25 protein-coding genes are annotated in these 23016 nt (G+C 70.4%); 9 read left to right on the forward strand and 16 right to left on the reverse strand.

From position 1 onward, the window contains the following. Nucleotides 1–14 precede the first annotated feature (14 nt). The gene (locus tag JMJ55_RS25010) at nucleotides 15–374 is read right to left on the reverse strand and encodes a response regulator (RefSeq protein WP_202828340.1); all 360 of its coding nucleotides are present in this window, start codon (nucleotides 372–374) and stop codon (nucleotides 15–17) included. 124 nt (nucleotides 375–498) lie between these two features. Then, nucleotides 499–2868, reverse strand: a complete 2370-nt coding sequence (locus tag JMJ55_RS25015; protein ID WP_202828341.1) for a xanthine dehydrogenase family protein molybdopterin-binding subunit — start codon at nucleotides 2866–2868, stop codon at nucleotides 499–501. A gap of 106 nt (nucleotides 2869–2974) precedes the next feature. Between JMJ55_RS25015 and JMJ55_RS25020 the strand changes: the two genes are divergently transcribed. Beyond that, nucleotides 2975–3301: a hypothetical protein gene (locus tag JMJ55_RS25020; protein WP_202828342.1), complete on the forward strand. Its 327-nt coding sequence runs from the start codon at nucleotides 2975–2977 to the stop codon at nucleotides 3299–3301. Here the strand turns inward: JMJ55_RS25020 and JMJ55_RS25025 are convergent. From JMJ55_RS25025 to JMJ55_RS25035, 3 genes are read right to left on the reverse strand one after another with little or no spacing between them, the layout of a single operon-like run. After that, nucleotides 3291–4085 (reverse strand): N-acyl homoserine lactonase family protein, encoded by a 795-nt coding sequence (locus JMJ55_RS25025; protein ID WP_202828343.1) that lies wholly within the window; start codon nucleotides 4083–4085, stop codon nucleotides 3291–3293. The two genes, JMJ55_RS25020 and JMJ55_RS25025, sit on opposite strands and share 11 nt — an antisense overlap. 1 nt (nucleotide 4086) lies before the next feature. Beyond that, nucleotides 4087–5016 carry an NAD(P)-dependent oxidoreductase gene (locus JMJ55_RS25030; protein ID WP_328702775.1) on the reverse strand — a complete coding sequence of 310 codons (930 nt, stop codon included), beginning with the start codon at nucleotides 5014–5016 and terminating at the stop codon, nucleotides 4087–4089. A gap of 41 nt (nucleotides 5017–5057) precedes the next feature. Continuing rightward, complete coding sequence (locus tag JMJ55_RS25035) at nucleotides 5058–5447, reverse strand: carboxymuconolactone decarboxylase family protein (RefSeq protein WP_202828344.1); 390 nt, start codon at nucleotides 5445–5447, stop codon at nucleotides 5058–5060. A 147-nt stretch (nucleotides 5448–5594) separates the two neighbouring features. Here JMJ55_RS25035 and JMJ55_RS25040 point away from each other — a divergent pair, with 147 nt between their 5' ends. From JMJ55_RS25040 to JMJ55_RS25050, 3 genes are read left to right on the forward strand one after another with little or no spacing between them, the layout of a single operon-like run. Beyond that, on the forward strand, nucleotides 5595–6455 hold the full coding sequence (locus JMJ55_RS25040; RefSeq protein ID WP_236034023.1) for a metallophosphoesterase family protein: 861 nt from the start codon (nucleotides 5595–5597) through the stop codon (nucleotides 6453–6455). Between the two features lie 33 nt (nucleotides 6456–6488). Next, nucleotides 6489–7370, forward strand: a complete 882-nt coding sequence (locus JMJ55_RS25045; RefSeq protein ID WP_202828345.1) for an alpha/beta fold hydrolase — start codon at nucleotides 6489–6491, stop codon at nucleotides 7368–7370. 59 nt (nucleotides 7371–7429) lie between these two features. Continuing rightward, complete coding sequence (locus JMJ55_RS25050) at nucleotides 7430–8389, forward strand: Bug family tripartite tricarboxylate transporter substrate binding protein (protein WP_202828346.1); 960 nt, start codon at nucleotides 7430–7432, stop codon at nucleotides 8387–8389. 12 nt (nucleotides 8390–8401) lie between these two features. On the opposite strand, the gene JMJ55_RS25055 is transcribed toward JMJ55_RS25050, so the two are convergent. From JMJ55_RS25055 to JMJ55_RS25090, 8 genes are read right to left on the reverse strand one after another with little or no spacing between them, the layout of a single operon-like run. Further along, nucleotides 8402–8611, reverse strand: a complete 210-nt coding sequence (locus JMJ55_RS25055; protein WP_202828347.1) for a hypothetical protein — start codon at nucleotides 8609–8611, stop codon at nucleotides 8402–8404. A gap of 4 nt (nucleotides 8612–8615) precedes the next feature. Further along, nucleotides 8616–9614: a GNAT family N-acetyltransferase gene (locus JMJ55_RS25060; RefSeq protein WP_202828348.1), complete on the reverse strand. Its 999-nt coding sequence runs from the start codon at nucleotides 9612–9614 to the stop codon at nucleotides 8616–8618. Beyond that, nucleotides 9611–10813, reverse strand: coding sequence for a pyridoxal phosphate-dependent aminotransferase (locus JMJ55_RS25065; protein ID WP_202828349.1), 1203 nt, complete (start codon nucleotides 10811–10813; stop codon nucleotides 9611–9613). The genes JMJ55_RS25060 and JMJ55_RS25065 overlap by 4 nt, the downstream gene beginning before the upstream one ends. 6 nt (nucleotides 10814–10819) lie before the next feature. Beyond that, on the reverse strand, nucleotides 10820–12022 hold the full coding sequence (locus JMJ55_RS25070; protein WP_202828350.1) for a pyridoxal phosphate-dependent aminotransferase: 1203 nt from the start codon (nucleotides 12020–12022) through the stop codon (nucleotides 10820–10822). A gap of 58 nt (nucleotides 12023–12080) precedes the next feature. Then, nucleotides 12081–12881, reverse strand: coding sequence for an ABC transporter permease (locus JMJ55_RS25075; RefSeq protein WP_202828351.1), 801 nt, complete (start codon nucleotides 12879–12881; stop codon nucleotides 12081–12083). Further along, the gene (locus JMJ55_RS25080) at nucleotides 12878–13729 is read right to left on the reverse strand and encodes an ABC transporter permease (RefSeq protein ID WP_202828352.1); all 852 of its coding nucleotides are present in this window, start codon (nucleotides 13727–13729) and stop codon (nucleotides 12878–12880) included. The genes JMJ55_RS25075 and JMJ55_RS25080 overlap by 4 nt, the downstream gene beginning before the upstream one ends. Further along, complete coding sequence (locus tag JMJ55_RS25085; protein ID WP_202828353.1) at nucleotides 13729–14775, reverse strand: ABC transporter ATP-binding protein; 1047 nt, start codon at nucleotides 14773–14775, stop codon at nucleotides 13729–13731. The genes JMJ55_RS25080 and JMJ55_RS25085 overlap by 1 nt, the downstream gene beginning before the upstream one ends. Nucleotides 14776–14778: 3 nt before the next feature. After that, nucleotides 14779–15864 (reverse strand): extracellular solute-binding protein, encoded by a 1086-nt coding sequence (locus JMJ55_RS25090; RefSeq protein WP_202828354.1) that lies wholly within the window; start codon nucleotides 15862–15864, stop codon nucleotides 14779–14781. 215 nt (nucleotides 15865–16079) lie between these two features. Here JMJ55_RS25090 and JMJ55_RS25095 point away from each other — a divergent pair, with 215 nt between their 5' ends. From JMJ55_RS25095 to JMJ55_RS25110, 4 genes are read left to right on the forward strand one after another with little or no spacing between them, the layout of a single operon-like run. After that, nucleotides 16080–16733 carry a hypothetical protein gene (locus JMJ55_RS25095; protein ID WP_202828355.1) on the forward strand — a complete coding sequence of 218 codons (654 nt, stop codon included), beginning with the start codon at nucleotides 16080–16082 and terminating at the stop codon, nucleotides 16731–16733. 53 nt (nucleotides 16734–16786) lie between these two features. After that, complete coding sequence (locus tag JMJ55_RS25100; RefSeq protein WP_202828356.1) at nucleotides 16787–19747, forward strand: glycosyl hydrolase family 28-related protein; 2961 nt, start codon at nucleotides 16787–16789, stop codon at nucleotides 19745–19747. Between the two features lie 32 nt (nucleotides 19748–19779). Next, a complete protein-coding gene (locus JMJ55_RS25105) occupies nucleotides 19780–20082 on the forward strand; it encodes a hypothetical protein (protein WP_202828357.1) in 303 nt (100 codons plus the stop codon). A gap of 28 nt (nucleotides 20083–20110) precedes the next feature. Beyond that, the gene (locus tag JMJ55_RS25110; RefSeq protein ID WP_202828358.1) at nucleotides 20111–20485 is read left to right on the forward strand and encodes a phage tail fiber protein; all 375 of its coding nucleotides are present in this window, start codon (nucleotides 20111–20113) and stop codon (nucleotides 20483–20485) included. Nucleotides 20486–20488: 3 nt separating this feature from the next. Here the strand turns inward: JMJ55_RS25110 and JMJ55_RS25115 are convergent, their stop codons facing one another. Together JMJ55_RS25115 and JMJ55_RS25120 are read right to left on the reverse strand one after the other, a co-directional pair. Further along, nucleotides 20489–20977, reverse strand: a complete 489-nt coding sequence (locus JMJ55_RS25115; protein ID WP_202828359.1) for a hypothetical protein — start codon at nucleotides 20975–20977, stop codon at nucleotides 20489–20491. Further along, nucleotides 20974–21507, reverse strand: coding sequence for a hypothetical protein (locus JMJ55_RS25120; protein WP_202828360.1), 534 nt, complete (start codon nucleotides 21505–21507; stop codon nucleotides 20974–20976). The genes JMJ55_RS25115 and JMJ55_RS25120 overlap by 4 nt, the downstream gene beginning before the upstream one ends. A 224-nt stretch (nucleotides 21508–21731) precedes the next feature. Here JMJ55_RS25120 and JMJ55_RS25125 point away from each other — a divergent pair, with 224 nt between their 5' ends. Further along, nucleotides 21732–21872, forward strand: a complete 141-nt coding sequence (locus tag JMJ55_RS25125) for a hypothetical protein (RefSeq protein ID WP_202828361.1) — start codon at nucleotides 21732–21734, stop codon at nucleotides 21870–21872. Between the two features lie 215 nt (nucleotides 21873–22087). Here JMJ55_RS25125 and JMJ55_RS25130 read toward each other — a convergent pair whose 3' ends face one another. After that, complete coding sequence (locus JMJ55_RS25130) at nucleotides 22088–22540, reverse strand: YidB family protein (protein WP_202828362.1); 453 nt, start codon at nucleotides 22538–22540, stop codon at nucleotides 22088–22090. Between the last annotated feature and the right edge of the window lie 476 nt (nucleotides 22541–23016).

A 23016-nucleotide genomic window follows, 5' to 3' on the forward strand; every position in this document is an offset into this window, starting at 1 on the left:
AGAGGGGGCCGCCGCTACTTGCAGAGCCTGCCGAGGGCGCTGGTCAGATCGTCCGGGTCATAGGGCTTGGCGAGGACCGGCACCTCGGCATGGCCCGGCGGCAGCCCGTCCGCGCCGTAGCCGGTGGCGACGACGAAGGGCACGCCGAGCTTCACCAGCTGGTTCGCCACCGGGGTGGACGTCTCGCCGGCCAGGTTCAGGTCGAGCACGGCCACATCCGGCCGCTCCCTCTCCAACAGGGCCAGGGCTTCCGCCACCGTGGCGACGGGGCCGAGCACGCTGGCCCCCGCATCCAGCAGGGCATCCTCCACCAGCATCGCGACCAGCGCCTCATCCTCCACCACGAGGATGCGCCGCCCGTTGAGCCTGGTCATAGCCTGTCTTCCTTCAGCTGCGGCCACCCGCCATCGCCCAGCCGGGCACGCTTATAGCGCCCCGGGCGATCAGCGGGATAGGCGGCCCCCCATTCTGCCGGCGTCCATGGCATTCATTAACCGATCATGCAATCCGCTCGTGGATCGCACGCCACACGCGCTCCGGCGTCGCCGGCATGTCCATATGGGTGATGCCGTATTTCGAGAGCGCATCGACCACCGCATTCATCACCGCCGGCAGGCTGCCGGCGCAGCCGGCCTCGCCGCAGCCCTTGGCACCGATCGGGTTGGTCTTGCAGGGGGCGGGGTGGCTGGCGAATCCGAAATTCGGCAGATCGCCGGCCCGCGGCAGGCAGTAGTCCTGGTAGCTGCCGGAGAGGAGCTGCCCCTCCTCGGAATAGGCGACATTCTCATAGAGCGCCTGGCCGATGCCCTGGACGATGCCGCCATGCGCCTGGCCCTCGACCAGCAGCGGATTCACGATCACGCCGAAATCGTTGACTGAGACATAGCGCACCACTTCGGTGACGCCGGTTTCCGGCTCGATCTCCACCTCGCAGACATGGCAGCCATTGGGATAGGCCATCGGCGCCTCCTCGAAGACGTGCCGGACATCGAGGCTTTCCGGCATATCGGGCGGCGGGTTGTTGGCGGTGCGGATGCGCCCCGCCAGTTCCATGATGCCGATCGAGCGGTCGGTGCCGGCGATGGCGAAGCGGCCGAGACCCTGCGCGTCGCGCTCAAACTCGATGTCGGCGACCGCGGCTTCCAGCATATGGGCGGCGGCCACCCTGCCTTTCTCGATCACCTTCTGCGCCGCCTCCATGATCGCGGCGCCCGAGGCCATCAGGGACTTGGAGCCGCCGGTGCCGCCGCCGGCGATCAGCAGGTCGGAATCGCCCTGGACCAGGCGGATGCTCTCGAAAGGCACGCCGAGGCTGGCATGCAGCACCTGGGCGAAGGGCGTCCAATGGCCCTGGCCGTAATCGAGGGTGCCGGTGATGATCGTCACCGTGCCGTCCTCGTTGAAGCGGATCTCGCCCTGTTCCTTCATCGGTGGCGCGGTGCATTCGAGGAAATTGCCGATCCCCCGCCCGCGCAGCTTCCCGCGTGCCTTGCTCTCGGCGCGGCGCGCCTCGAATCCGTCCCAGTCGCCGGCCGCCAGCGCCTCATCGAGCACCGCGGTGAAGTCGCCGCTGTCATAGACCGAGCCGGTGGAGGCCTTGAAGGGGAAGGCGTCCGGCTTGATGTGGTTGATGCGGCGCAGCTCGATGGCGCTGCGCCCCGTCTCCTTCGCCGCCTGTTCCAGCAGCCGCTCGAAGAAGTAGTTGCCCTCGGGCCGGCCGGCGCCGCGATAGGCGGAGACGGGCGTGGTGTTGGTGACGAGGCAGCGGGTATTCACCTCGATCAGCGGCGTCGCGTAGTTGGACTGGATGTTCTTGACGAAATTGCCGGTGCCCATCAGCGGTGCGACGGTCGCCAGATAGCCGCCCATATTGGCGAAGGCGGTCAGGCGCACGGCGAGCGCCCGGCCCTCGGCATCCAGCGCCAGCTCCGCCTCCACCTCATGGTCGCGGCCATGCTGGTCGGAGAGGAAGGAGCCGGTCCGGTCATCGGTCCATTTCACCGGCCAGCCCAGCACCTTCGCCGCATGCAGCAGGCAGGGATATTCCGGATAGCAGCTCGCCTTCATGCCGAAGCTGCCGCCGACATTGCCGGTAAGGATGCGGACCTTGTCCACCGGCACCTTCAGCACGTCATTCGCCATCTGGGCGCGCAGGCCGAAAACGCCCTGGCTGCCGACATGCAGGGTGTAGCGGCCGGTCTCCGCCTCATACTCGCCGATCGCGCTGCGCGGCTCCATCGCGCAGACGACGACGCGGTTGTTGCGGATCGAAAGCTTCGTGACATGCGCCGCGGCGGCGAAGGCCTCGGCGACCTTCTCGCTGTCGCCGTAATGGAAATCGAGGACCTGGTTGCCCGGCACATGGTCGTAGAGAAGCGGCGCATCGGCCGCGGCGGCGGCCGAGGCCTCGGTGACGGCGGGCAGGATGTCGATATCGAGGTACACGGCCTCGGCCCCGTCGCGCGCCGCCATGCGGCTCTCGGCGACGACGAAGGCGACCGGGTCGCCGACGAAGCGGACCTTGTCCATGGCCAGCGGCGGGCGCTCGATATTGTGCAGCGGGCTGCCGTCGCGGTTCTTCAGCGGCAGGGTGCAGCGCATCGGGCCGAAGCCGCTCTCGGCCAGGTCGGCGCCGGTATAGACGCCGAGCACGCCCGGCACCTCCTTCGCCGCCGCCGTATCGATGCCGCGGATGATGCCATGGGCGTAGGGGCTGCGGACCATGACGGCATAGAGCTGGCCGGGAAGATCGATGTCGTCGGTATAGCGGCCGCGGCCCTGCAACAGGATCGGATCCTCGTTCCGGGGCACGGACTGGCCGACGCCGAATTTGAGCCGGGTGGGATCGGGCATGGCGGTATCGGGCATTGGGTCTCGCTCTCGCCGTTCGAATTTTGTGGGATCGAGCCTAGGCCAGCTTGGCCGGAGGCGCGACCCCTCCCCGGCCAAGGCCCGGCAGGCTATGGGGTGCGGAATGAGCGTCTATTTCATCGCCCTGACCTGCCTGTCCCTCGCCGGCGTCATCGAGGCGCGGTGCAGCACGCCGGGGCTGCGGCCACGCGCCGCGGCGGCCAGCAATGCCTTCCACATCTTCGGCCGTTCCGCCTTCGCCTTCTGGCTGGTGCTGCTGGGCTGGGGGTTCTGGACCATGCATTGGACGCAGCCGGTGGCGGGGCTGGTTGCCTCGCTGGCGGCCAATGCGCTGCTGGTCCAGTCCGGCGCCCGGCCCTATTGGCCGGGGCTCGGCATGGGGCTGTCCCTGGTCGGGCTGTTCCTGACCGCGGTGGTGCTTACGCGATAGGCGGCAGGTGCAGGGCGACCACGTCGCCGCCCTGGCCCTCGACCGCCTGGAAGCGGGTGCGGACCTCGGGGTCGTGGCCGGGGATGACGCGGCTCTCATCGCCCTCGGCCAGGCGCCGGGCGATGCGCCAGCCCTGGGTCATGGCGCCGAGGTCGAAGATGATCGGGAAGGGATTCCCCTGCCGGTCATTGGCATAGAAATGCATCGCGTCCGAGGCGATGACGACCGGCCCGCGCGCGGTCTGCACGCGCACCACCTGCAGCCCGTCCGAATGCCCGCCGACACGGTGGACAGTGACGCCCGGCGCCACCTCACCCTCGCCGTCATGGAAGACAACCTTGTCGGCAAACAGGGCGCGGACCATGGAGACCACGTGATCCGCCTCGAAGGGGTGGCGGATGCAGGCGGTGCACATGTGCCGCCCCGTGGCGAAGGCCATCTCCCGGTCCTGGATATGGATCTTCGCCCCGGTGAAGAGGTCGACGCTGCCGGCATGGTCGTAATGCAGATGGGTCACGACCACGTCCTGCACCCGGGCCGGGTCGCTGCCCATCGCCTGCAGGCTTTCCGCGACGGAACGGGTCAGCTTGCGGCCGCGGCGTTCGGCGCAGGCGGCGTCGAAGCCGGTATCGACGACGATTTCATGGCCATCCGGCGCACGCAGCAGCCAGACAAAGTAGTCGAGCGGCATCGCCTCATGCGGGTCGGCGACCGGCAGCAGGAAGTTGCTCTGGGCCGTGCGGTCGTGCCGGCCGTAGCGGATCGCGTATGCCTCCCAGATCATCCTATTTGTTCCCCCCGAGAATCTCGCCCGACAGCCGCTCCGGCAGTTGCGCCGCCGCGGTGTGGTTGTTGCCGGGGCCGACCGAGGCCAGCGCCGCCGCCCAGAGCTCCTTCGCCAGCGCGGCCATCGGCGTCGGCGTCGCGGTCTGCCGCCCGACCTCGAGCGCGATGCCGAGATCCTTCACCATCAGCTCCAGCGCAAACCCGTCATCGAAGCGCCGGCTGAGGACGAATTGCTTGAACTTCCGCTGGCTGCTGTCCGACATGCCGGAGGAGGCGTTCAGCACATCCACCATCTTCGCCGGATCGAGGCCGAAGCGCTGGCCGATCAGCATCACCTCCACCCCGAGCATGAAATTGCCCGCCGAGGCCAAGTTGTTCAGCGCCTTCATCGCCTGGCCGGCGCCGATACCGCCGCAGCGATGCAGGCTGGTGCCCATCGCCTTCAGCACCGGCTCGGCGCGGTCGAGCAGCGCATCCTCCCCGCCCAGCATGATGGCGAGGCTGCCATTCTTCGCCCGCGGCACCCCGCCCGAGACCGGCGCATCGATCATGCCGATGCCCCGCCCGCCGAGCTCCGCCGCGATCTCGCGCGTCGTCGCCGGCTGGCCGCTGGTCATGTCGATGACCAGGCTGCCGGAGGCGAGCACCGGGGCCAGCGCCGCCGCCACCTCCGCCACCTGCTTGCTGGTCGGCAGGATGGTGACGACGCAATCCACGCCCCGCGCCGCCTCGGCCGGGCTGCCGGCGGCGGTGCCGCCGATCTCCTTCGCAAACTGATCGGCGCGGCCCGGCACGGCGTCGCAGCCCGTGACCTCGAAGCCGGCCTTCAGCAGGTTGGCCGCCATCGGCCAGCCCATATTGCCGATGCCGATAAAGGCAATACGTTGGATGCGTGCCGCATCCGGCGACCGATTCAGACCTTCGCGCACTTCGGCGCTCCGGTCACCGGGCGCCATGGTTCCGGTGGAGCTCACTTGAGCGCGCCTTCCTTGACCAGCACCTCATGCGCCGCCTTGAAGGCGTCGAGCCCGGCCGGGATGCCGCAATAGGCGGTGGCGTGCAGCAGCGTCGCCTTGATCTCCTCGACCGTGACGCCGTTGGTCAAAGCGCCCTTCACATGCAGCTTGATCTCCGGCGCGCGGTTCAGCGCCGTCAGCATGGCGAGGTTGATGAGGCTGCGGGTCTTGCGGTCGAGCGTCGGGTCGCCCCAGGCCCAGCCCCAGGCGATGGCTGTGGTGGCGCGCTGGAAGGCCATCATGAAGTCATCGGCCTTGGCCATGGAGGCATCGACATACTCGGCGCCGAGCACCTCGCGCCGGATCGGCAGGCCCTTGTCGAACAGGGCGCTATCTTCGGACATGGCTTCCTCCTGGTTTCCGGCCCGGAGGCTCGCGCGGGCTGCCGCCGCGGTCAACCGGCCGGCTGACGTTTCGTGGACGAAGGGGAATCGGGGCGAACCGGGCGCCCGCCCCGCTGTTCTGCCGCCAGGCAAGATGAGGCAGCGGCGATGCAGGAGACGAGGAGCGAGGGGACCGGCCGGATGCACCGCATCGCCCATATCTCCGACCTGCATTTCGGCGCCGAGATCCCGGAGGTGGTGGCGGCCCTCGCCGAGGAGCTGAACCGCGACCCGCCGGACCTCGTCGCGATCAGCGGCGACCTGACCATGCGGGCCCGGACCGCCGAATTCCTCGCCGCCCGCGCCTTCATCGACGGGCTCCGGGCGCCGGTGCTGGCGGTGCCCGGCAACCACGACCTGCGCGGCTACCTGGTGGCCGAGCGATTCCTCGACCCCTTCGCCCGCTGGCGCCGCCATATCGGGCCGGAGACCGAGCCCGCCTTCCAGGACGGCCGGATCGGCGTGGTCGGGCTGAACACGGCGCGGCGGGCGGGATTCTACCTCGACTGGTCGCGCGGCCGGGTCGGCAGCCGGCTGGCGCGGTGCGAGGCGCGGCTGGCGGCGCTGCCCCCCGGCCTCGTCCGCATCGTGGTCGCGCACCACCCCTTCCTGCCGCCGCGCGCGGCGCCGGAGGCCCGGCCGGTTGGCGGCGCGGCCATGGCGCTGGAGGCTTTCGCGCGGCTCGGCGTGCGGCTGGTCCTCTCGGGCCACCTGCATGTGGCGGATGTGGCGGAGCCGGCGGCGGTCGTGCCGAACGACGCGGCACGCGAGACGCTGACCGTCGTGCTCTCGGCCACCAGCACCTCCCGCCGGCTGCGCGGCGAACCGAACGCCTTCAACGAGATCCACATCGCCCCGGACGGCAGGGTGGAGGTCATGGCCCGGGCCTGGGACGGCAGCCACTGGCAGGCGCTCGCGCCGCGCGCCACCGCGGCGGCGCCGGCGGAGATCCTGGCGCCCGGCGCCTGATGGACGCAGAGTGCGGGCAGGAGGATCCGCCCGATGTTCTTCGAGGGTTTCACGCCCGAATACCGCGAGGCGAATGGCCAGCGCATCCGACTCCGCCGCGGCGGCAGCGGGCCGCCCCTGCTGCTGCTGCACGGCAATCCGCAGACCCATGCGATGTGGCACAAGATCGCGCCGACCCTGGCGCGGCGCTTCACCGTCATCGCGCCCGATATCCGCGGCTATGGCTTCTCGGCGAAGCCCCCCGCCATGCCGGACAGTGCCGGGATGGCGAAGCGCGCCATGGCCGCCGATCTCGTCGCGCTGATGGCGGGGCTGGGCCATGAGCGGTTCACGGTCGTCAGCCATGACCGCGGCGCCCGCGTCGCGCATCGCCTGGCGCTCGACCATCCGGAGCGGGTGGAGCGGCTTTGCACCATGGACATCATCCCGACGCTCGCGCATTTCGAGCGCACGACGATGGAGTTCGCCCTCGGCTATTATCACTGGTTCTTCCTCGCCCAGCCGCATGACAAGCCGGAGCGGATGATCCTCCGCGACGTGGAGGACTGGTTCGACCTGCACACCTCGCGCGAGCCCAAGGATCGCGGCTTCTTCCATCCCGAGGCACGGGCCGACTACCTGGCCGCGCTGCGGGAGGAGGGCACGGTGCGCTCGATCTGCGAGGATTACCGGGCGGCGACCGCGATCGACCTCGAGCATGACCGGGCCAGCCGCGCCGCCGGGCAGAAGATCCAGTGCCCGCTGCTGGCGCTCTGGGGCAGCAAGGGCTCCATCCCGAAATGGTACGACGCGCTGGCCATCTGGCGCGACTATGCCGCGGGCGAAGTCACCGGCGGCGGGGTCGAGAGCGGCCACTACCTGGCCGAGGAGGCACCGGAGGAGGTGCTGATCTGGCTCGGCCGGTTCCTCAGCTAGCGGAGGGGCTTGCCGGCGGGCCGCCGGGGCCGCACTGATTCGGGCGGGAGGAACCAATCATGCTGCCAATGACGCGCCGTGCCTTGCCGGCCCTTGCCCTGGCCGTACCGGGCTTCGCCCGGGCCGAGGGCCGCCCGATCACCCTGGTGGTGCCGAACCCGCCGGGTGGCGGCACGGATTTCGCGGCCCGGCTCTACCAGGATGCGCTGACCCGGATCCTCGGCGTGCCGGTCGTGATCGACAACAAGCCGGGCGCCAATGGCAATATCGCCATCCAGTCGGTGATCCGCTCCGCGCCGGACGGCCTGACGCTGCTGATGCAGTATTCCGGCTACCATGCCGGCAATCCGGCGATGATGAAGAATCCCGGCTGGGACCCGAACCGGGACCTGGCCCCGGTCGGCATGGCCGATGTGGCGCCGCATGGCATCTTCGTCGCCCCCGCCCTGCCGGTGACGACGCTGCGCGAGTTCATCGACTATGCCAAGGCGCGGCCGGGGCGGCTGAATTACGGCTCCTCCGGCATCGGCTCCATCCAGCACATCGCCGGCGCCCTGTTCAGCCAGGCGATCGGCGTGCCGATGGTGCATGTCCCCTATCGCGGCGCGGCGCCGGCGCTGCAGGATGTGGCCGGCGACCGGGTGGAGATGCTGATCACCACCCCCTCCTCCGCCGTGGCGCTGGCCCAGGCGGGGAAGGTGAAGGCACTCGCCATCGCCAGCGCCGCGCGAATCCCGGCCCTGCCCGATGTGCCGACCACGGCCGAGGCCGGCCTGCCCGGCTTCACCGTCGATGCCTGGTTCGCCTTCTTCGCCCCCGCCGGCACGCCGGAGGATGTGGTGCAGCGCCTGAATGCCGCGATCCGCGAGGCCGCCGTCCAGCCCGAGGTGCGGCGCCGGGCGGAGGAAGGTGGGGTACTGCTGCGCCCGCTGACGGTGGCGGAGATGGATGCGGTGGCGCGGCGCGAGGTGGAGGAGCTCGGCCGCACCATCCGCGATGCCGGCATCACCATGGATTAGCGAGGCCGGTGGTCAGGCGATCCCGAGCGCCGGCAGGTCGATGATCCAGGGTAGGTCGGTGGCGGCGGGCCGCACCCCGGCCTGGGTGATCATGGAACCGAACCAGGCGCCCCGCTCCTCGCGCCGCGCCGCATCCGAGAGCTGCCCGGCGGCGTCGTAGAGGCGGCGGTTCATCCCGGCATTGTAGGCCGCCATCATGCGGCACCAGCGGGGCGAGATCACCGGCTCAGACCTCCTTCCAGAAGATCACCGTGTCACGCGCCGTCCCGGTCTCGTCCAGCGAATAGCGGGGGATGCGCCCCGCCTCCTGCCAGCCGATGTTGCGATAGAGCGGCTCCGCCGCATCGCCCGCGAGCGTGTCGAGCACCAGCAGCCGGCGGCGCAGGCGCTGCGCGGTCTGTTCGGCCCGCTGCATCAGGGCGCGGGCGACGCCGCGGCGGCGGACGGCGGGATCGACCAGCAGCTTGGCGATATCGGCCCGGTGCGGCTGGCTCTGCGGCGTGTCGAGGTTGAGCTGCACCGTGCCGACCAGCGCGCCATCGAGCCAGGCGGCGAGCAGCACCCGGCGATTGGCGGCGACATCGGCCGCGATCCGCTTCCAGAAGCCGCGCGCCACATCGGGCGCCAGGGGCCTGAAGAAGCTGACGCTGGCCCCCTGCTCAACGCAGGCGATGAGGATCTCCGCCAGGCGCCGCTCCGCGCTGGCGGCGGCCGCGGCGTCCAGCGCCTCCACCACCAGCCCGGCGGCCGGCTTGGCGTAGCGGAATTCGAGGGATTTCGAGATGTCGTCGAGGATGCGGATGGCGCCCTGCCGGACATAGCCGCGCTTCTCGTAGAAGCGGTGCGCCGCGTCGAAGCGGGTATCGGTCCAGAGGACGAGGCGCTGCGCGCCCGCGACCCGGGCATGCGCCTCGGCGGTCTCCAGCAGGGACTGGGCGAGGCCGGTTCCGCGCTCCGGCGCCGCGACATACATGCGGCAGATCTCATAGGCCTGGTCGTTGTTCAGCGGGCGGGTGCCGACCATGCCGACCACCCTGCCCTCCCGCTCCGCCGCCCAGAGCGCGCCGCCGGCCTGTGCGAAATAGCTGGCCAGGGTGCGGAGCTCCGGCGCCTCCCGGTCCACATCGAGGATGCAGTTCGGGAATTCCGCCCAGCATTCGCCGATCAGGCGGATGAAGCCCTCGGCATCCTCGTCGCGGCCGGGCCGGACCAGGGCGCCGGTCATGTCAGCTCCCGGCAGAACTCCTGGATGCGGGTGCAGGCCTCGGTGAGGCTGGCGGTGTCGGTGGCGTAGGAGATGCGCATATAGGGGCTCATCCCATAGGCCGTGCCCTGGACGGCCGCGACGCGCTTCTCCTCCAGCAGGGCGGTGACGAAATCGGTGTCCGTCTCGATCTTCCGCCCGCCCTTGGTGGTCTTGCCGAGGCAGCCGGCGAGGTTCGGGAAGACGTAGAAGGCGCCCTCCGGCTTGTGGCAGCTGATGCCCGGGCAGGCATTCAGCATCTCCACCACCATGTCACGGCGCTGGCGATAGACCTCCGCATTGCGCTTGACGAAATCCTGCGGCCCATCGAGCGCCGCCACCGCAGCCGCCTGGCTGATGGTGGAGACGCCCGCGGTCGCCTGGCCCTGCATGTTGAACATGCCCTTGATGAGCGCGGCGGGCCCGCCGCCGAAGCCGACGCGCCAGCCGGTCATCGCATAGGTCTTGGAACAGCCATTGACCGTCAGCGTCCGGTCCTTCAGCCCCGGCTCGACGGCGGCGATGGTGTGGTACTCGAAGCCGTCGTAGAGCAGGTGCTCATACATGTCGTCGGTCATGACCCAGACATGCGGATGGCGCAGCAGCACATCAGCGATGGCGCGCATCTCGGCCAGGCTCGGCACCGCGCCCGTGGGATTGCCGGGGAAGTTCAGCAGCACCCACTTCGTCTTCGGGGTGATCGCGGCCTCCAGATCCTCGGGCCGCGGCTTGAAGCCGTTATTCTGCGGGCAGGGCACCGTCACCGGCACGCCGCCGGCGACCTTCGCCATATCCGCGTAGCTGATCCAGAAGGGGGATGGGATCACCACCTCATCGCCCGGATCGAGCGTCGCCATGAAGGCGTTGAAGATCACCTGCTTGCCGCCATTGCCGACGATGATCTCGTCGGCGGCGTAGTCGAGGCCGTTGTCGCGCTTGAACTTGCGCGCGATCGCGGCCTTCAGCGCCGGCGTGCCGCCCTGGGGCGGATATTTGGTATCGCCCTTGAGGGCCGCCTGATGCGCCGCCTCGATCGCATGCGGCGGCGAGGCGAAGTCGGGCTCCCCGTTCGAGAGGCTGATGACGGCGATGCCCTGGCTGCGCAGCTCCCGCGCGCGCTGGGTCATGGCGGCGGAGGCGGAGACCTTCACCTCCCGGAGGCGCTGCGCGAGGGCTGGCATGGCGGGTTACTTCATCCCTTCGCAGAAGCGCCGGATGCGGGTGCAGGCTTCCTTCAGCACCGCATCGCTGGTCGCGTAGCTGATGCGGAAATGGCCGGGATACATGAAGGCCGCGCCATGGACGCAGGCGACGCCCTCCTCCTCCAGCAGCGCGGCGCAGAAATCCTCGTCGCTGGTGATGGTCTTGCCGCCTTTGGTGGTCTTGCCGATGCAGCCCTGCATGCTCGGGAAGACATAGAAGGCGCCTTCCGGCTTGTGGCAGTAGAGGCCGGGGGTCGCATTCAGCTCCTCGACCATCATGTCGCGGCGCTTCTTGTAGGCGGCGCGCATGACATCGATGCTGTCCTGCGGCCCGGTCAGCGCCTCGACGGCCGCGGCCTGGCTGACGCTGCTGGTGTTGGAGGTGGACTGGCTCTGCAGCTTGTCCATCTGCTTGATGAGGTGGACGGGCGCCGCGGCATAGCCGATGCGCCAGCCGGTCATCGCATAGGCCTTGGAGCAGCCGTTCATCGTCACGGTGCGGTCGCGCAGCCGCGGCTCGACCTCGAGGATGGTGGCCGGGCGGAAGCCGTCATAGGCCAGCTTCTCGTAGATGTCGTCGGTGAAGACCCAGACATCCGGGTGGCGCATCAGCACGTCGGTCAGCGCCTTCAGCTCCTCGGCCGAATAGGCGGCGCCGGTCGGGTTGCAGGGGTTGTTAAGCAGGAACCACTTGGTCTTCGGCGTGATCGCCGCCTCCAGCTGCTCCGGCCGCAGCTTGAAGCCGCTGTTCTGGTCGCAGGCGACGATGACGGGCTTGCCCTCGGCCAGCTCGACGATGTCGGGGTAGCTCACCCAGCAGGGGGCCGGGATGATGGCCTCGTCGCCCGGGTTGATGGTGGCGAGCAGCGCGTCGAAGATCACCTGCTTGCCGCCGGTGGCGACCAGGATCTCCTCCGGCTTGAAGTCGAGGCCATGATCGGCCTTGAAGCGCGCGCAGACCGCCTGGCGCAGGGCGGGCGTGCCGGCGACATCGGTGTATTTCGTCTCGCCCCGCTCGATGGCGGCGATGGCCGCGTCCTTCACGTTGCGCGGGGTGTCGAAATCGGGCTCGCCCGAGGACAGGCCGACGATATCCTTTCCCGCCGCCTTCAGCGCCCGGGCCTTGCTGGTCATCGCGATGGTCAGCGAGGGGGAGATGCGGTCGAGGCGGTCGGCGGTGAGCTTCATGGGGTCGTGGCCCTGGTGCTGGCGAAGGCGGCGAACCTATCCCCCGTCCCCCGCCGCTTCAACCCGCGCCATTCGCCCGCCGGGCCAAAAACAGTCCCGCAGCCCCAACGAACAGTGCCGCCAGGGCCAGGAACAGTGCCGCCAGCGCGTTGACCTCGGGCGTCAGCCCGATCTTGAGGGCGGAGAAGACCAGCATCGGCAGGGTGGTCCCGGCCGGGCCGGAGACGAAGCTCGCCACCACCACATCATCGAGCGAGAGGGTGAAGGCCAGCAGCCAGCCGGCGGCGAGGCTGGGCGCGATCAGCGGCAGGGTGACGGTGCGGAAGGTGGTGAAGGGCCCGGCGCCGAGATCGGCCGCCGCCTCCTCCAGGCTCGGGTCCAGCGCCGCCAGCCGGGCCTGCACCACCACCGCGACATAGGCGAGGCCGATCGTCACATGGGCCAGCAGGATGGTCGCAGCACCACGGCCGGGCGCCCAGCCGAACACGGCCTCCGCCGCCCCCTGGCCGAGGACGAAGAGCAGCAGCAGCGAGAGGCCCGTCACCACCTCCGGCAGGACCAGCGGCGCCCCGGCCAGAGCCCCGAGCAGGGCGCGGCCGCGGAAGGGTCCGAAGCGGGCCAGCGCCCAGCCGGCCAGGCCGCCGAGCAAGGTCGCCAGCGTCGCCGCCCCGGCCGCGATGCGGAGCGAGAGCAGCGCCGCCTCCCGCATTCGCTCATTCGCCGCCAGCGCCGCGAACCAGCGCAGCGAGAATCCGCCCCATTGGAAGGGAATGCGGTCGGCGCTGAAGGCATAGACCACCATCAGGAGGATCGGCGCCCAGAGGAAGAGCAGGCCGAAGGCGAGGCCGAGCCGCTTCATCCGCGCCGCCCCAGACGTTGAAACAGCAGGATCGGCGGCAGCAGCAGCACCAGCAGGGCCAGAGCCAGGCCAGCGGCCAGCGGCCAGTCGCGGTTCTGGAAGAACTCGCCCCAGAGCACCCGGCCGACCAGCTGCGCCTCCGGCGGGCCGAGCAATTCGGGGATGACGAATTCCCCCGCCGCCGGGATGAAGACCAGCAGGAAGGCCGAGGCCGCGGCCGGCAGCGAGAGCGGCAGGGTGACGCTGCGGAACACCACCCAGGGGCCCGCGCCGAGATCGGCCGCCGCTTCCTCGAGCGCCAGGTCGCGCCGCATCAGGGCGGTGGCCAGCGGCAGCACCGCGAAGGGCAGATAGGCATGGACCATGCCGAGATAGAGGGCGAGGTCGGAATAGAGCAGCCGCAGCGGCCCGATCCCCATCGCGCCCAGCATCCCGTTCACCCACCCGCCATCCCGCAGCAGCCCGATCCAGGCGCCGAGCCGTGGCAGGAAGCCGGTCCAGAAGGGCAGCAGCACCAGCAGCAGCAGGGGAATCCGCCAGGGCGGCCGGGCCCCGGCGATGCCGAGCGCCATCGGATAGGCCAGCAGCAGGCAGAGCGCGGCGGTGACGAAGGCCGTCAGCAGGGAGCGGAGGAAGGCCTCCAGGTAATAGGGATCGGCCAGCAGCGTGCCGATACTCTCCGAGCTGCCCTGCCAGACCGGCCCACCCGCCCAGCCGAGCGGCGGGATGAAGGGCGGCACGCCCGGCCCCGCCTCGGCGAAGGCAATGAGGCCGAGGATGCCGAGCGGCGCCGCCACCAGCAGCAGCAGCCACAGCATCGGCGGCAGCAGGATGAAGAGGCGCCGCATCACCCGGCCAGCGGCACCAGCGCCTCGGCCGCCCAGCCGAGGGCGACCGGGCTGCCAAGCTCCGGCGGCGCGGCCCCGGCCGGCAGTGCGACGCGCAGCTCCGTCCCATCCGGCAGGGCGACCAGCGCCATCCAGGCATCGCCGCGATAGGCGAGGTCGCGCAGTACCCCGGCCGCGCCATTGGCCGCGGGTGGGGCCCCGGGCAGCAGGCGGATGCGCTCCGGCCGCAGCGCCACGGCCAGGATCTCGCCCGGGGCGCGGCCATGCGGCAGCAGCAGCCGGCAGCCAGCCGCCTCCACCGCGCCATCAGCGGCGACGCGTCCCTCCAGCACATTCGCGGCGCCGAGGAAGCGGGCGACGAAGCGCGTCGCCGGCCGCTCGTACAGCTCGGCCGGCGGGCCGCATTGGGCCAGCCGCCCGGCCTCCAGCACGGCGATGCGGTCGGCCAGCGCCAGCGCCTCCGCCTGGTCATGCGTCACCATGACGAAGCCGGCGCCGGTGCGGCGTTGCAGGGCGCGCAGCTCGAACCCGGTCCGCTCCCGCAGCCCGGCATCGAGCGCGGCCAGCGGTTCGTCCAGCAGCAGCAGCCGGGGCCGCTTCACCAGGGCGCGGACCAGGGCCACGCGCTGGCGCTGGCCGCCCGAGAGCTGCTGCGGCTTCCGCCCGCCCAGCGCCTCCAGCCCGACCATCGCCAGGGCTTCGGCGACGCGCTGCGCGGTCTCCGCCCGCGCTACGCCCTCACGCCGCAAGCCATAGGCGACGTTGTCGAAGACCGAGAGATGGGGGAAGAGCGCATAGCTCTGGAACATCATGCTGACCGGCCGGCGATGCGGCGGCAGGCCGGCGAGGTCCGCGCCCTCCAGCAGGATGCGCCCGGCATCCGGCTGCTCGAAGCCGGCGACCAGCCGCAGCAGGGTCGATTTGCCCGAGCCGGAGCCGCCGAGCAGCGCCAGGAACTCGCCCGGCCTAACCTCGAGATCGAGCCCGTCCAGCGCCCGGGCCACGCCGAAGCGCTTGGCGAGACCCTGGACCGTGAGTAGTGCCAAAGCCTAGCGGCCCGCCCGGAAGCGGCTCCAGAGCCGGCTGCGCAGCCGCTCGGCCTGCGGGCCTGGCGTGCCGGGGACGAAGGCCTCGGCCAGGACGGACTCGGGTGGATAGACATTGGGGTCGGTCCGCACCGCCTCGGCGATCAGCGGCCGGCTGGCCGGCACCGCATTCGGGTAGCGGACATGGCTGCTGACGGCGGCGATCACATCGGGCCGCAGCAGGAAATCGATGAAGGCATGCGCCGCCGCCGGATTCGGCGCATCGGCCGGGATCGCCAGCATGTCGAAGGACATATGCGGGCCCGCCTTCGGCGCGGCATAGCCGATCTCGACACCCCTCCCCGCCTCCCGCGCCCGCGCCGCGGCCTGGATGACATCGCCGCTATAGGTCAGCGCCACGCAGACCTCGCCGGTCGCCAGCATGTCGAGCAGCGCGCCGGAGCCGGGAATGGCGCGGAGTTGCGGCCGGATGGCGAGCAGCGCCGATTCGGCGGCGCGCAGGTCGCCGGCATCGGCGCTGTCCGGGTCCCGCCCCAGCCAGCGCAGCACCGAGGGCAGCACATCCGTCACACTATCCATCACCGCGAGGCCGCAGCCGGCCAGGCGCTTCGCATTCTCCGGCTTCAGCAGCAGATCGAGGCTGTCGAGCGCGAGGTCCGGCGCCAGGGCCCTGATCTTGTCGAGGCGCAGACCGAGCCCGACCGTGCCCCAGAGATAGATCGCCCCATGCGCATTGCCGGGATCGGACCGCGCCACGCGTTCCATCAGCCCGGCGTCGAGGTTCCGCCAATTCGGAATCTTCGCCCGGTCCAGCGGCAGCAGCGCGCCGGCGCGGACCAGGCGGGCGAAGCTCGGCTCGCTGGTCGGGACGACGATGTCGTAGCCGCTGCGCCCGGCCGAAAGCTTGCCCTCCAGCGTCTCCAGGCTGTCATAGACATCGTAGCGGATGCGGATGCCGCTCTCCTGCTGGAAGCGCTGCACCACATGGGGATCGATATAGTCGGTCCAGTTGTAGACGTTCAGCACGCCCTGGGCCCGGGCGGGAAGCACGGCGAGCAGCAGGGCGGCGATCAGGGCAAGGCGGCGCATCCGGTCTCCCGCGCATTCAGGGCGGGGGGCAGAGTAGGGCGAAAGCGGCGCCGGCCAAACTAGGATGTTTTTCCTTGACGACAGGATAACGATCCGCTATCCCCGCTCAGCCGACGGCAGCATTGCGCCCGGCGATCCCCCGCACCATCCCCTCGCCCCACCCCGGCAGGCCCCGCGCCCGCCGGGGTGTTGCCGCGTACGAGACGGAGACCCCCGTGCCCTTCAGCTCGGCCAATCTCACCGCCCTGATCCAGGGCAACAACTTCACCCTCTGGCAATACCGAACCGGCGACAGCCGCGCCGCGGTGACCGCCGCCGGATATTTCGCCGCCGTGGCCGGCAGCCTCCGCGCCGGCGACCTGATGGTGCTGCAGACGGCGGATGCGATGGCGCTGCTGCCGATCCGCAGCGGCCCGGCGCTCGGCACCGGCGTCACGCTGGATGGCGCGGTCGGGCCGCTGAATACGGTCCGGGCCGTGGCGCAGGGCTTCCGCTTCGGCCAGGCGGCGGCGGCGGTCGTTCGCACCATCATCCTCGCCCCCTTCGCCGCCGGCATCGTCGCCGGCACCAGCATCCCCGTCTCGGCCAGCGTCATCGGCCCGATCAGCCAGGTGGTGTTCAGCCTCCGGGATGCGAGCGGCGCGGTGGTGCCGCCGGTGCAGGTGGTGCCGGTCGTCGGCGGCGCCGCCGCGGCCAGCTTCGCCGCGCCGCCGATCGGCACCGGCTACCGCATCCGGGTCGAGGATGCCGCCGACCCGGCGCTCGCCGCCCTCTCGCGCAGCTTCAATGTCGGCGCCGACCTCAAGCTCGTCCTGCTGGAAAGCGACGGACGCCTGCTGAGCGAGTCGGGCGCCGTGCTGAAGCAGTAGCCGCCCCTCCTTCCCTCGCCCTCTTCCCCATCCCCCGAACGGACCGGAGCCAGATGCCCGACGCAAGGATCAGCGAGCTTCCCCTCGCTACCGCATTGGCCGATGCCGATATCGCCCCGCTGGTGCAGGCCAGCGGCACCGTCACCGAAACCCGCCGCGCGACACTCGCGCAGCTCCGCGGCGCGGTGCTCGCCGATCGCGGCGCGCATGTGCGCGACTATGGCGCGGTCGGCGATGGCAGCACCGATGACGGCCCCGCCTTCCAGGCGGCCGTCGACGACCTCAAGACCCGGGGCGGCGGCACGCTGCATCTCGGGCCGCGGGTCTATCGCATCGCCTCGCCGGTGGTGGTGAACGGCGCCACCATCCGCTTCCAGGGCACCGGCTTCACCGAAGGCCCGGGGCCGGGCCAGGGTAGCTGGCTGCGCATCGGCACCACCGGCTTCACCCCCTTCACCTTCACCGGGACCAATAGCCGCGGCGCCGGGCTGCGCGACATCGGGGTGCAGCAGATCCATCCGGCGGCCTCGACGCCTGGCTGGACGCCCAATGCCTACGACTATGTCTTCCGGGTGGAGGATTGCTTCGGCGGCATCGATTTCGACAATGTCTTCCTCTGCAACGTCAACAAGGGCATTTATTGCCGCAACTCCGGCCGGCTCGACATCCGCCGGCTGCGCGGCCAGATCTTCACCGCGGGCGTCGAGATCGACGAGTGCTACGACGTGCCGCGCATCCACAGCCTGCATTTCTGGACCTTCTGGTCCTCGAACGCGAATGTCATGGCCTGGCAGCAGGCCAATGCCGATGCGCTGATCCTGAAGCGCAGCGACGGCATCTTCATCGACCAGGCCTTCACCTTCGCCTATCGTAGCATGTTCCGCTTCGGCAGCTCCTCAGCCGGAGTGACGACGAAATTCTATATCGGCCAGGCCTATGCCGATTTCGTCAAATACGGCCTCTGGCTCGAGGCCAGCGGCGTCGATGGGCAGGTCGCCAACCTCACCTCGCAGAACGAGGTCTTCAACAGCGGCGGCACGCCGCTCGCGGGCTCGGCGGCGGTGCAGGTCGATGGCTCCAACACGCGGGTCCAGATCGGCAACCTGCGCGTCGACGCCGTCGAGGACAACCCGATCCGGGTGAATGGCAGCGGCAACCGGCTCGACATCTTTGCGCTGCGCTGCCTGCGCTTCAACACCCGCAACAACGGCGCCGCGGCGATCCAGATCGCCGATAGCGGCGCCGCGACGCCGAATGCGGTCTATCTCGGCTCCCCGCCGCTGCTGGAGAATGGCGGGACGGTGGTGAATGCCGGGACCAATGCGACGCTGGCCATGGCGGCGCCGGCCGGGCGCGCCGCGCGACCGGGGCTGATGGTCGGCGGCACCGATACCGGCCTGTTCCTGCCGGCCAGCGGCAGCCTCGCCGCCGCCGCGGGCGGGGCGGAGGTGCTGCGGGCGACCGCGACGGGCGGCGTGACGCTGGGCGGGACGCCAGGCGCGCATGCGCTGGAAGTGGCGACGCCGGTCGGCACGGTGAACCGCCTGCTGGTCACCGGCAGCGCCACGGGCAGCGCGGTGCTGGCGCAGGCCCAGGGCGCGGATGCCAATGTCACGCTGCGGCTGGGCAGCAAGGGCAGCGGCAGCCTGGCCTTGCAGGCCAATGGCGCGACCGCGCTGGAGGCCGGCAATGCCGCGACGGCGGTGAATTGGCTTCGCGTCGATGGCGGCGCGGCCGGCGCGCCGGTGACGGTCTCGAGCCTCGGCACTGATGCGGCGATCGGCATCACCCTGGCGCCGAAGGGAGGCGGGGCGGTTCGGGCGCCGACGCCGGCGAGTTCCGACAACTCCACCCAGGTGGCGACCACCGCCTTCGTCAAGGCGCAGAACTACCTGGCCTCCGGCAGCACGGCGAGCCTCGCCGATGGCAGTGCCGCCGCGCCCGGCCTTGGCTTCGCCGGCAATGCCGGCACCGGCCTGGCGCGGCAGGCGACGGGCCAGCTCTCGCTCGCGGTGAACGGGCTGGAGATGGTGCGCGTCGCGCAGGTGGCCTCGGCGGTGAACCGGCTCGGCCTCTATGGCAGCGCGACCGGGGCGCCGGCGGCGCTGCTGGCCGAGGGAAGCGATGCCAATATCGGCCTGTCGCTCGCGCCGAAGGGCACGGGCGCGCTGCTGGCGGCGGTGCCGGACAGCACGGCGGCCGGCGGCAATACCCGGGGCGCGACGGCGGTGGACCTGCAGATGGTCCGCAGCACGGCAGCGCAGGTCGCCAGCGGGCAGAGCGCCTTCATCGGCGGCGGCGAGAGCAACCAGGCCAGCGGCGTGCGGTCCGTGGTCGGCGGCGGCAGCGGGAATTTCTGCACCAGCCAGGAATCCACGATCGGCGGCGGCACTAACAACAACGCGACGGGACTGCGAACTACCGTCGCAGGCGGCAACAGCAACACGGCGGATGGCACCGGTGCCTGGTGCCCCGGCGGCCAGCAGGCCACCACCCGCGCCACCGCCGGGCGCGGCGCCTGGAGCTCGGGCCGGTTCGCCGCCAATGGCGACGCGCAGGCCGGCGAATTCCTGCTGCGGCGCCAGACCACGGACGCCAACACCACGGCCTTGACCACCGATAACAACGCCGCCGGCACCGCCAATCAGGTGCTGTTGCCGAACAACGGCAGCTACCGTCTGAAGCTGCTGGTCGTCGCGCGGCAGACCGGCGGCACCGCCGGCACGGCGGGCGACAGCGCGAGCTGGGAATGCCGGGCGCTGGTGAAGCGCGGTGCCAATGCCGCGGCTACGGTCTTCATCGGCGGCATCACCGAAACCTCCGGCCCTGGCCTTACGGCCATCACCGCCGGCGCCGGCTTCGCCCCCGGCATCGCCGATGCCGCCGCCGCCGGCTGGCGGCTGAGCCTCGCGGCCGACACCACCAATGGCGCGCTGTCCGTCACCGGCACCGGCGAGGCGAACAAGACCATCCAATGGGTGGCGCGGGTGATGTCGGTCGAGACCGCCGGCTGACCTGCCCTTCCACTTCCCTGACGGAGCATCCCATGGCCTTCATCAAGCCCATCGAGATCGCCAATACCGGCCTGGTCGCCACCTACTGGCGCCTGGCCGGCAGCCAGACCGACTTCACCGCCGGCATCGTGGAGTTCCGGCTCTGCGGCTATCCGGACCAGGAGGCGCGGCAGGCCGGCAAGGCGCCGCTGCCCAGCATTCCCTATCGACTCGGCGCGGAGGAGCTCGGCCTCGCCTCGCTGCATGCGGTGACCAGCGCCGCGCTCTACGCCGCCGCGCGCAGCCAGCCGGCCGCCGACGGCACCGTCTGGTTCGCCGACGCGGCGGATTGCTGACCCCTTCCCCCTGACCCAGGAGAGAGCCATGCCCGACCTGACCGATTATGCGAAGAACCTGCTCGGCCGCGTCCTCTGTGCCCGGGCGCCGGCCCTGCCCGCCCAGGTCTATCTCGGCCTCGGCACCGGCGGCGCCGATGCTACGGGGCTGACCGGCGAGCCGATCGGCAATGGCTATGCCCGGCAGAAGGTGACCTTCAGCGGCACCGGCGCGCAGCAGAACACGGACGCCATCCGCTTCACCTTCACTGCGGCGGCAGGGACGCTGACCCATGTCGGCCTGTTCGACGCGGCGAGCGGCGGCAACCCGCTGACCTGGTCGCCGCTGGCGAGCGCGGCCGCTGTGACGGGCGCCGGGACGGTGACGATCAACGCCGCCGGCCTGGTGCTGACGCCGGCTTAAGCCTTACTGGAGGCTTCCCCAACGGGCGGTGGCGGGTTCCGCTGCCGCCCATTTCCACCGGCTTTCCTGCCAGCAGGCGGTGGTGAGGAACCACTGCCGCGTCGAGTCCGGCTTGTCGCCCTCCTCCACCGAGAACAGCGCTTCCCGGCAGGGGGCGAGGGCATTGTCGAGGATGCGGACCAGCCGCACCTCGCCGCGTTCATTGCCGATCGGGATGCTGTGCCGGATCTCCCAGGCGCGGCTCTCGCCCGGGGCGAGGCTGCCGATGACGGCGGCGATCTCGTCCTGCTCGGCGGTGTGGCGGCTGCGGACCACCCAGCGGATGCCGGCCGAGGTCGCCGCCCGCACGCCGATGCCGATGCCGAATCCGACCGCCGGGTTGCCGCTGGCCAGCGCCGCGCCACCGCCGGCGAAGGCGCCCGCCACATCCGCCGCCAGGTTGCAGCCGCCGAGCAGCAGCGCGAGGGCCAGCGGCAGCAGCACGCGCCTCATTGCAGGGCGCCCCAGCGCTCCGTCGCCGGTTCGGCGGTGGCCCAGCGCCAGCGATCCCCGTCGCGGCAGATGGTGGCGGTGTAGAAGGCGCGGCGGGGCGTGACGCCCGGATCGGGAGACGGGCCCTCCACCGAGAAGACGATCTCCTTGCAGGCAAGGGTGCCGGCGCCGATGAGCCGGGCGACGGTGACCTCGCCGGCCTCGTTCGGTTCGATCGGGATGCGGTGGCGGATGGACCAGCGGGCAATGCCGCCGACCGGCAGCGGACCGGCGGCGGTGGCGACGCTGGACTGGGTGTTGGCGTGGATCCGGCGCTGGGCATATTGCAGCCCGGCCCTCGCCCCGGCCTGGACGCCGAGGCCGATGCCAGTGGTGGTGGCCGCATCGGCGCCCACCGCATTGGCGAGCCCGGCGCCGGCAAGGCCCGCGCCGGCGCTGGTGCCTTCCGAGAGGAGGGAGGTGCAGCCTGGGAGGGCAGCAAGGGCGAGAACCGGGAGGAGGACCCGGGCGGGGCGCGGCAGGACAGGCATGCCGGACGGGATGGCTTATCCCTGACAAGCGGGCAATGCGCGATGGTATACCGAACTGAATGGAGCAGCGGGCTGGTGCTGCACTATCGGTGTGCGCTTGTCGCTTTGCACCTTGGCTTGGACCGCCCCGCCGACCCTTTGCAGACCTTTGAGAAGCGTTCCTATAATCGCCGATGCGGTAAGGTGGCTACGGCAGCCACTCGGTGAGGCACCGGAGCAAGCACATGGACTTCCAGGCCTGGATCGCCGAAATCGAGGCCGTCGTGACCTTCGACATCGATGCGGAGTTATGGCGGAAGTACTTCGACGCCGGCCTGACGCCCCTTCAGGCCATCGAACAGAACCGCATCGATGAGGAAGTTTAAGGCTCCCCTAGACGAGGGGTAAGTGGGACCGCAGAGCGGAAAGCATCACGGACCGGTGCAACAACAGGCCGCGGATACGCAAGCCTACTTCTTCCGATGCGCAAACGCAGAATCCCCGTGGCCCCCGGCAGACTATCCCGGGGGCTGGGCGGCGGGCAGGGGCGTTCCTCGCTGACCCCGAAGCCCACCGACCTGTGCGGCCAGTCCCCGCCGCCCTAAGCCGGAAGCCGACCCTCGGGCGTGTACTTATCGACCGCGTTGGGCAGTTGGCGAGTGAGGCGGGTGATAATCTCCTCGCGGGACAGGCCGGTCTGCTTCGTCAGCGCGTCCAGCGTGTCAGAGCCAATCGCGCTCTCAAGGTGCTGCGGGGCTACCTCGCGGTTGGGTCCGTGGGCCACCCAGGAATCCGCCACCTCACCGTGTCCGGCTTGGCGAAAGCGGTCAACGAGATTGCGAATCCCGTCCGTCACAATGGCCCCGATGCTGCCGTCGTTCGACGATTCACCGAACCCTTTGCCCTCGGCTGGTGGCGGGTTCGCCGTGCCGGGACCGCGAGCAGTACCGCCGGTAACTCCTCCGAGTAGCTCCGCAAGCTTGTCGCGGTGCTGGTATCCCGCAACTGCAAGTACACCCAGCAGGGCCGTCATGGATGGAAAGCCGCGGCTCATATGGTTTCTCCCGTTCGTACAGTGCCGGTAGAACACATAGCCGGTCCGTTAGTTGCGCCACCGGAGGTTTCGCTTTGCCTCCAGCCGATATTCCTTTGCGCGCACCGAATGCCGCTCAAAATCGGATTTCGATATGCGCGCCTACTTCTCCATGCGCGCTGACCCGTCCTCCTCGAAACGGTCCGCCGGCAATGTAGTCCGGCGGCAGCGAGGGGAGGTTCGGGGATACCGAGGCGGAAGACGCACACGCCTGAGGAGATTGTTGCAAAGCTCTGGCAGGCGGAGGTTCTGGTTAGCCAGGGCAGCCGGTTACGCCGTGGCGTTGCGGACGAGCCATCATCAACACCACTTTGAACCACCCCTCTGTATCAGGTGCGGCTTACCAAGTGATTGACTGACCGAATCTCCCGCACGATCAACGCAGTAGGCTGGTGCTACCAGAGAGGATTGAACTCTCCCTGGCAACAATCTTGTGC

Source organism: Belnapia mucosa (assembly GCF_016775475.1).
Taxonomy (GTDB): Bacteria; Pseudomonadota; Alphaproteobacteria; order Acetobacterales; family Acetobacteraceae; genus Belnapia; species Belnapia mucosa.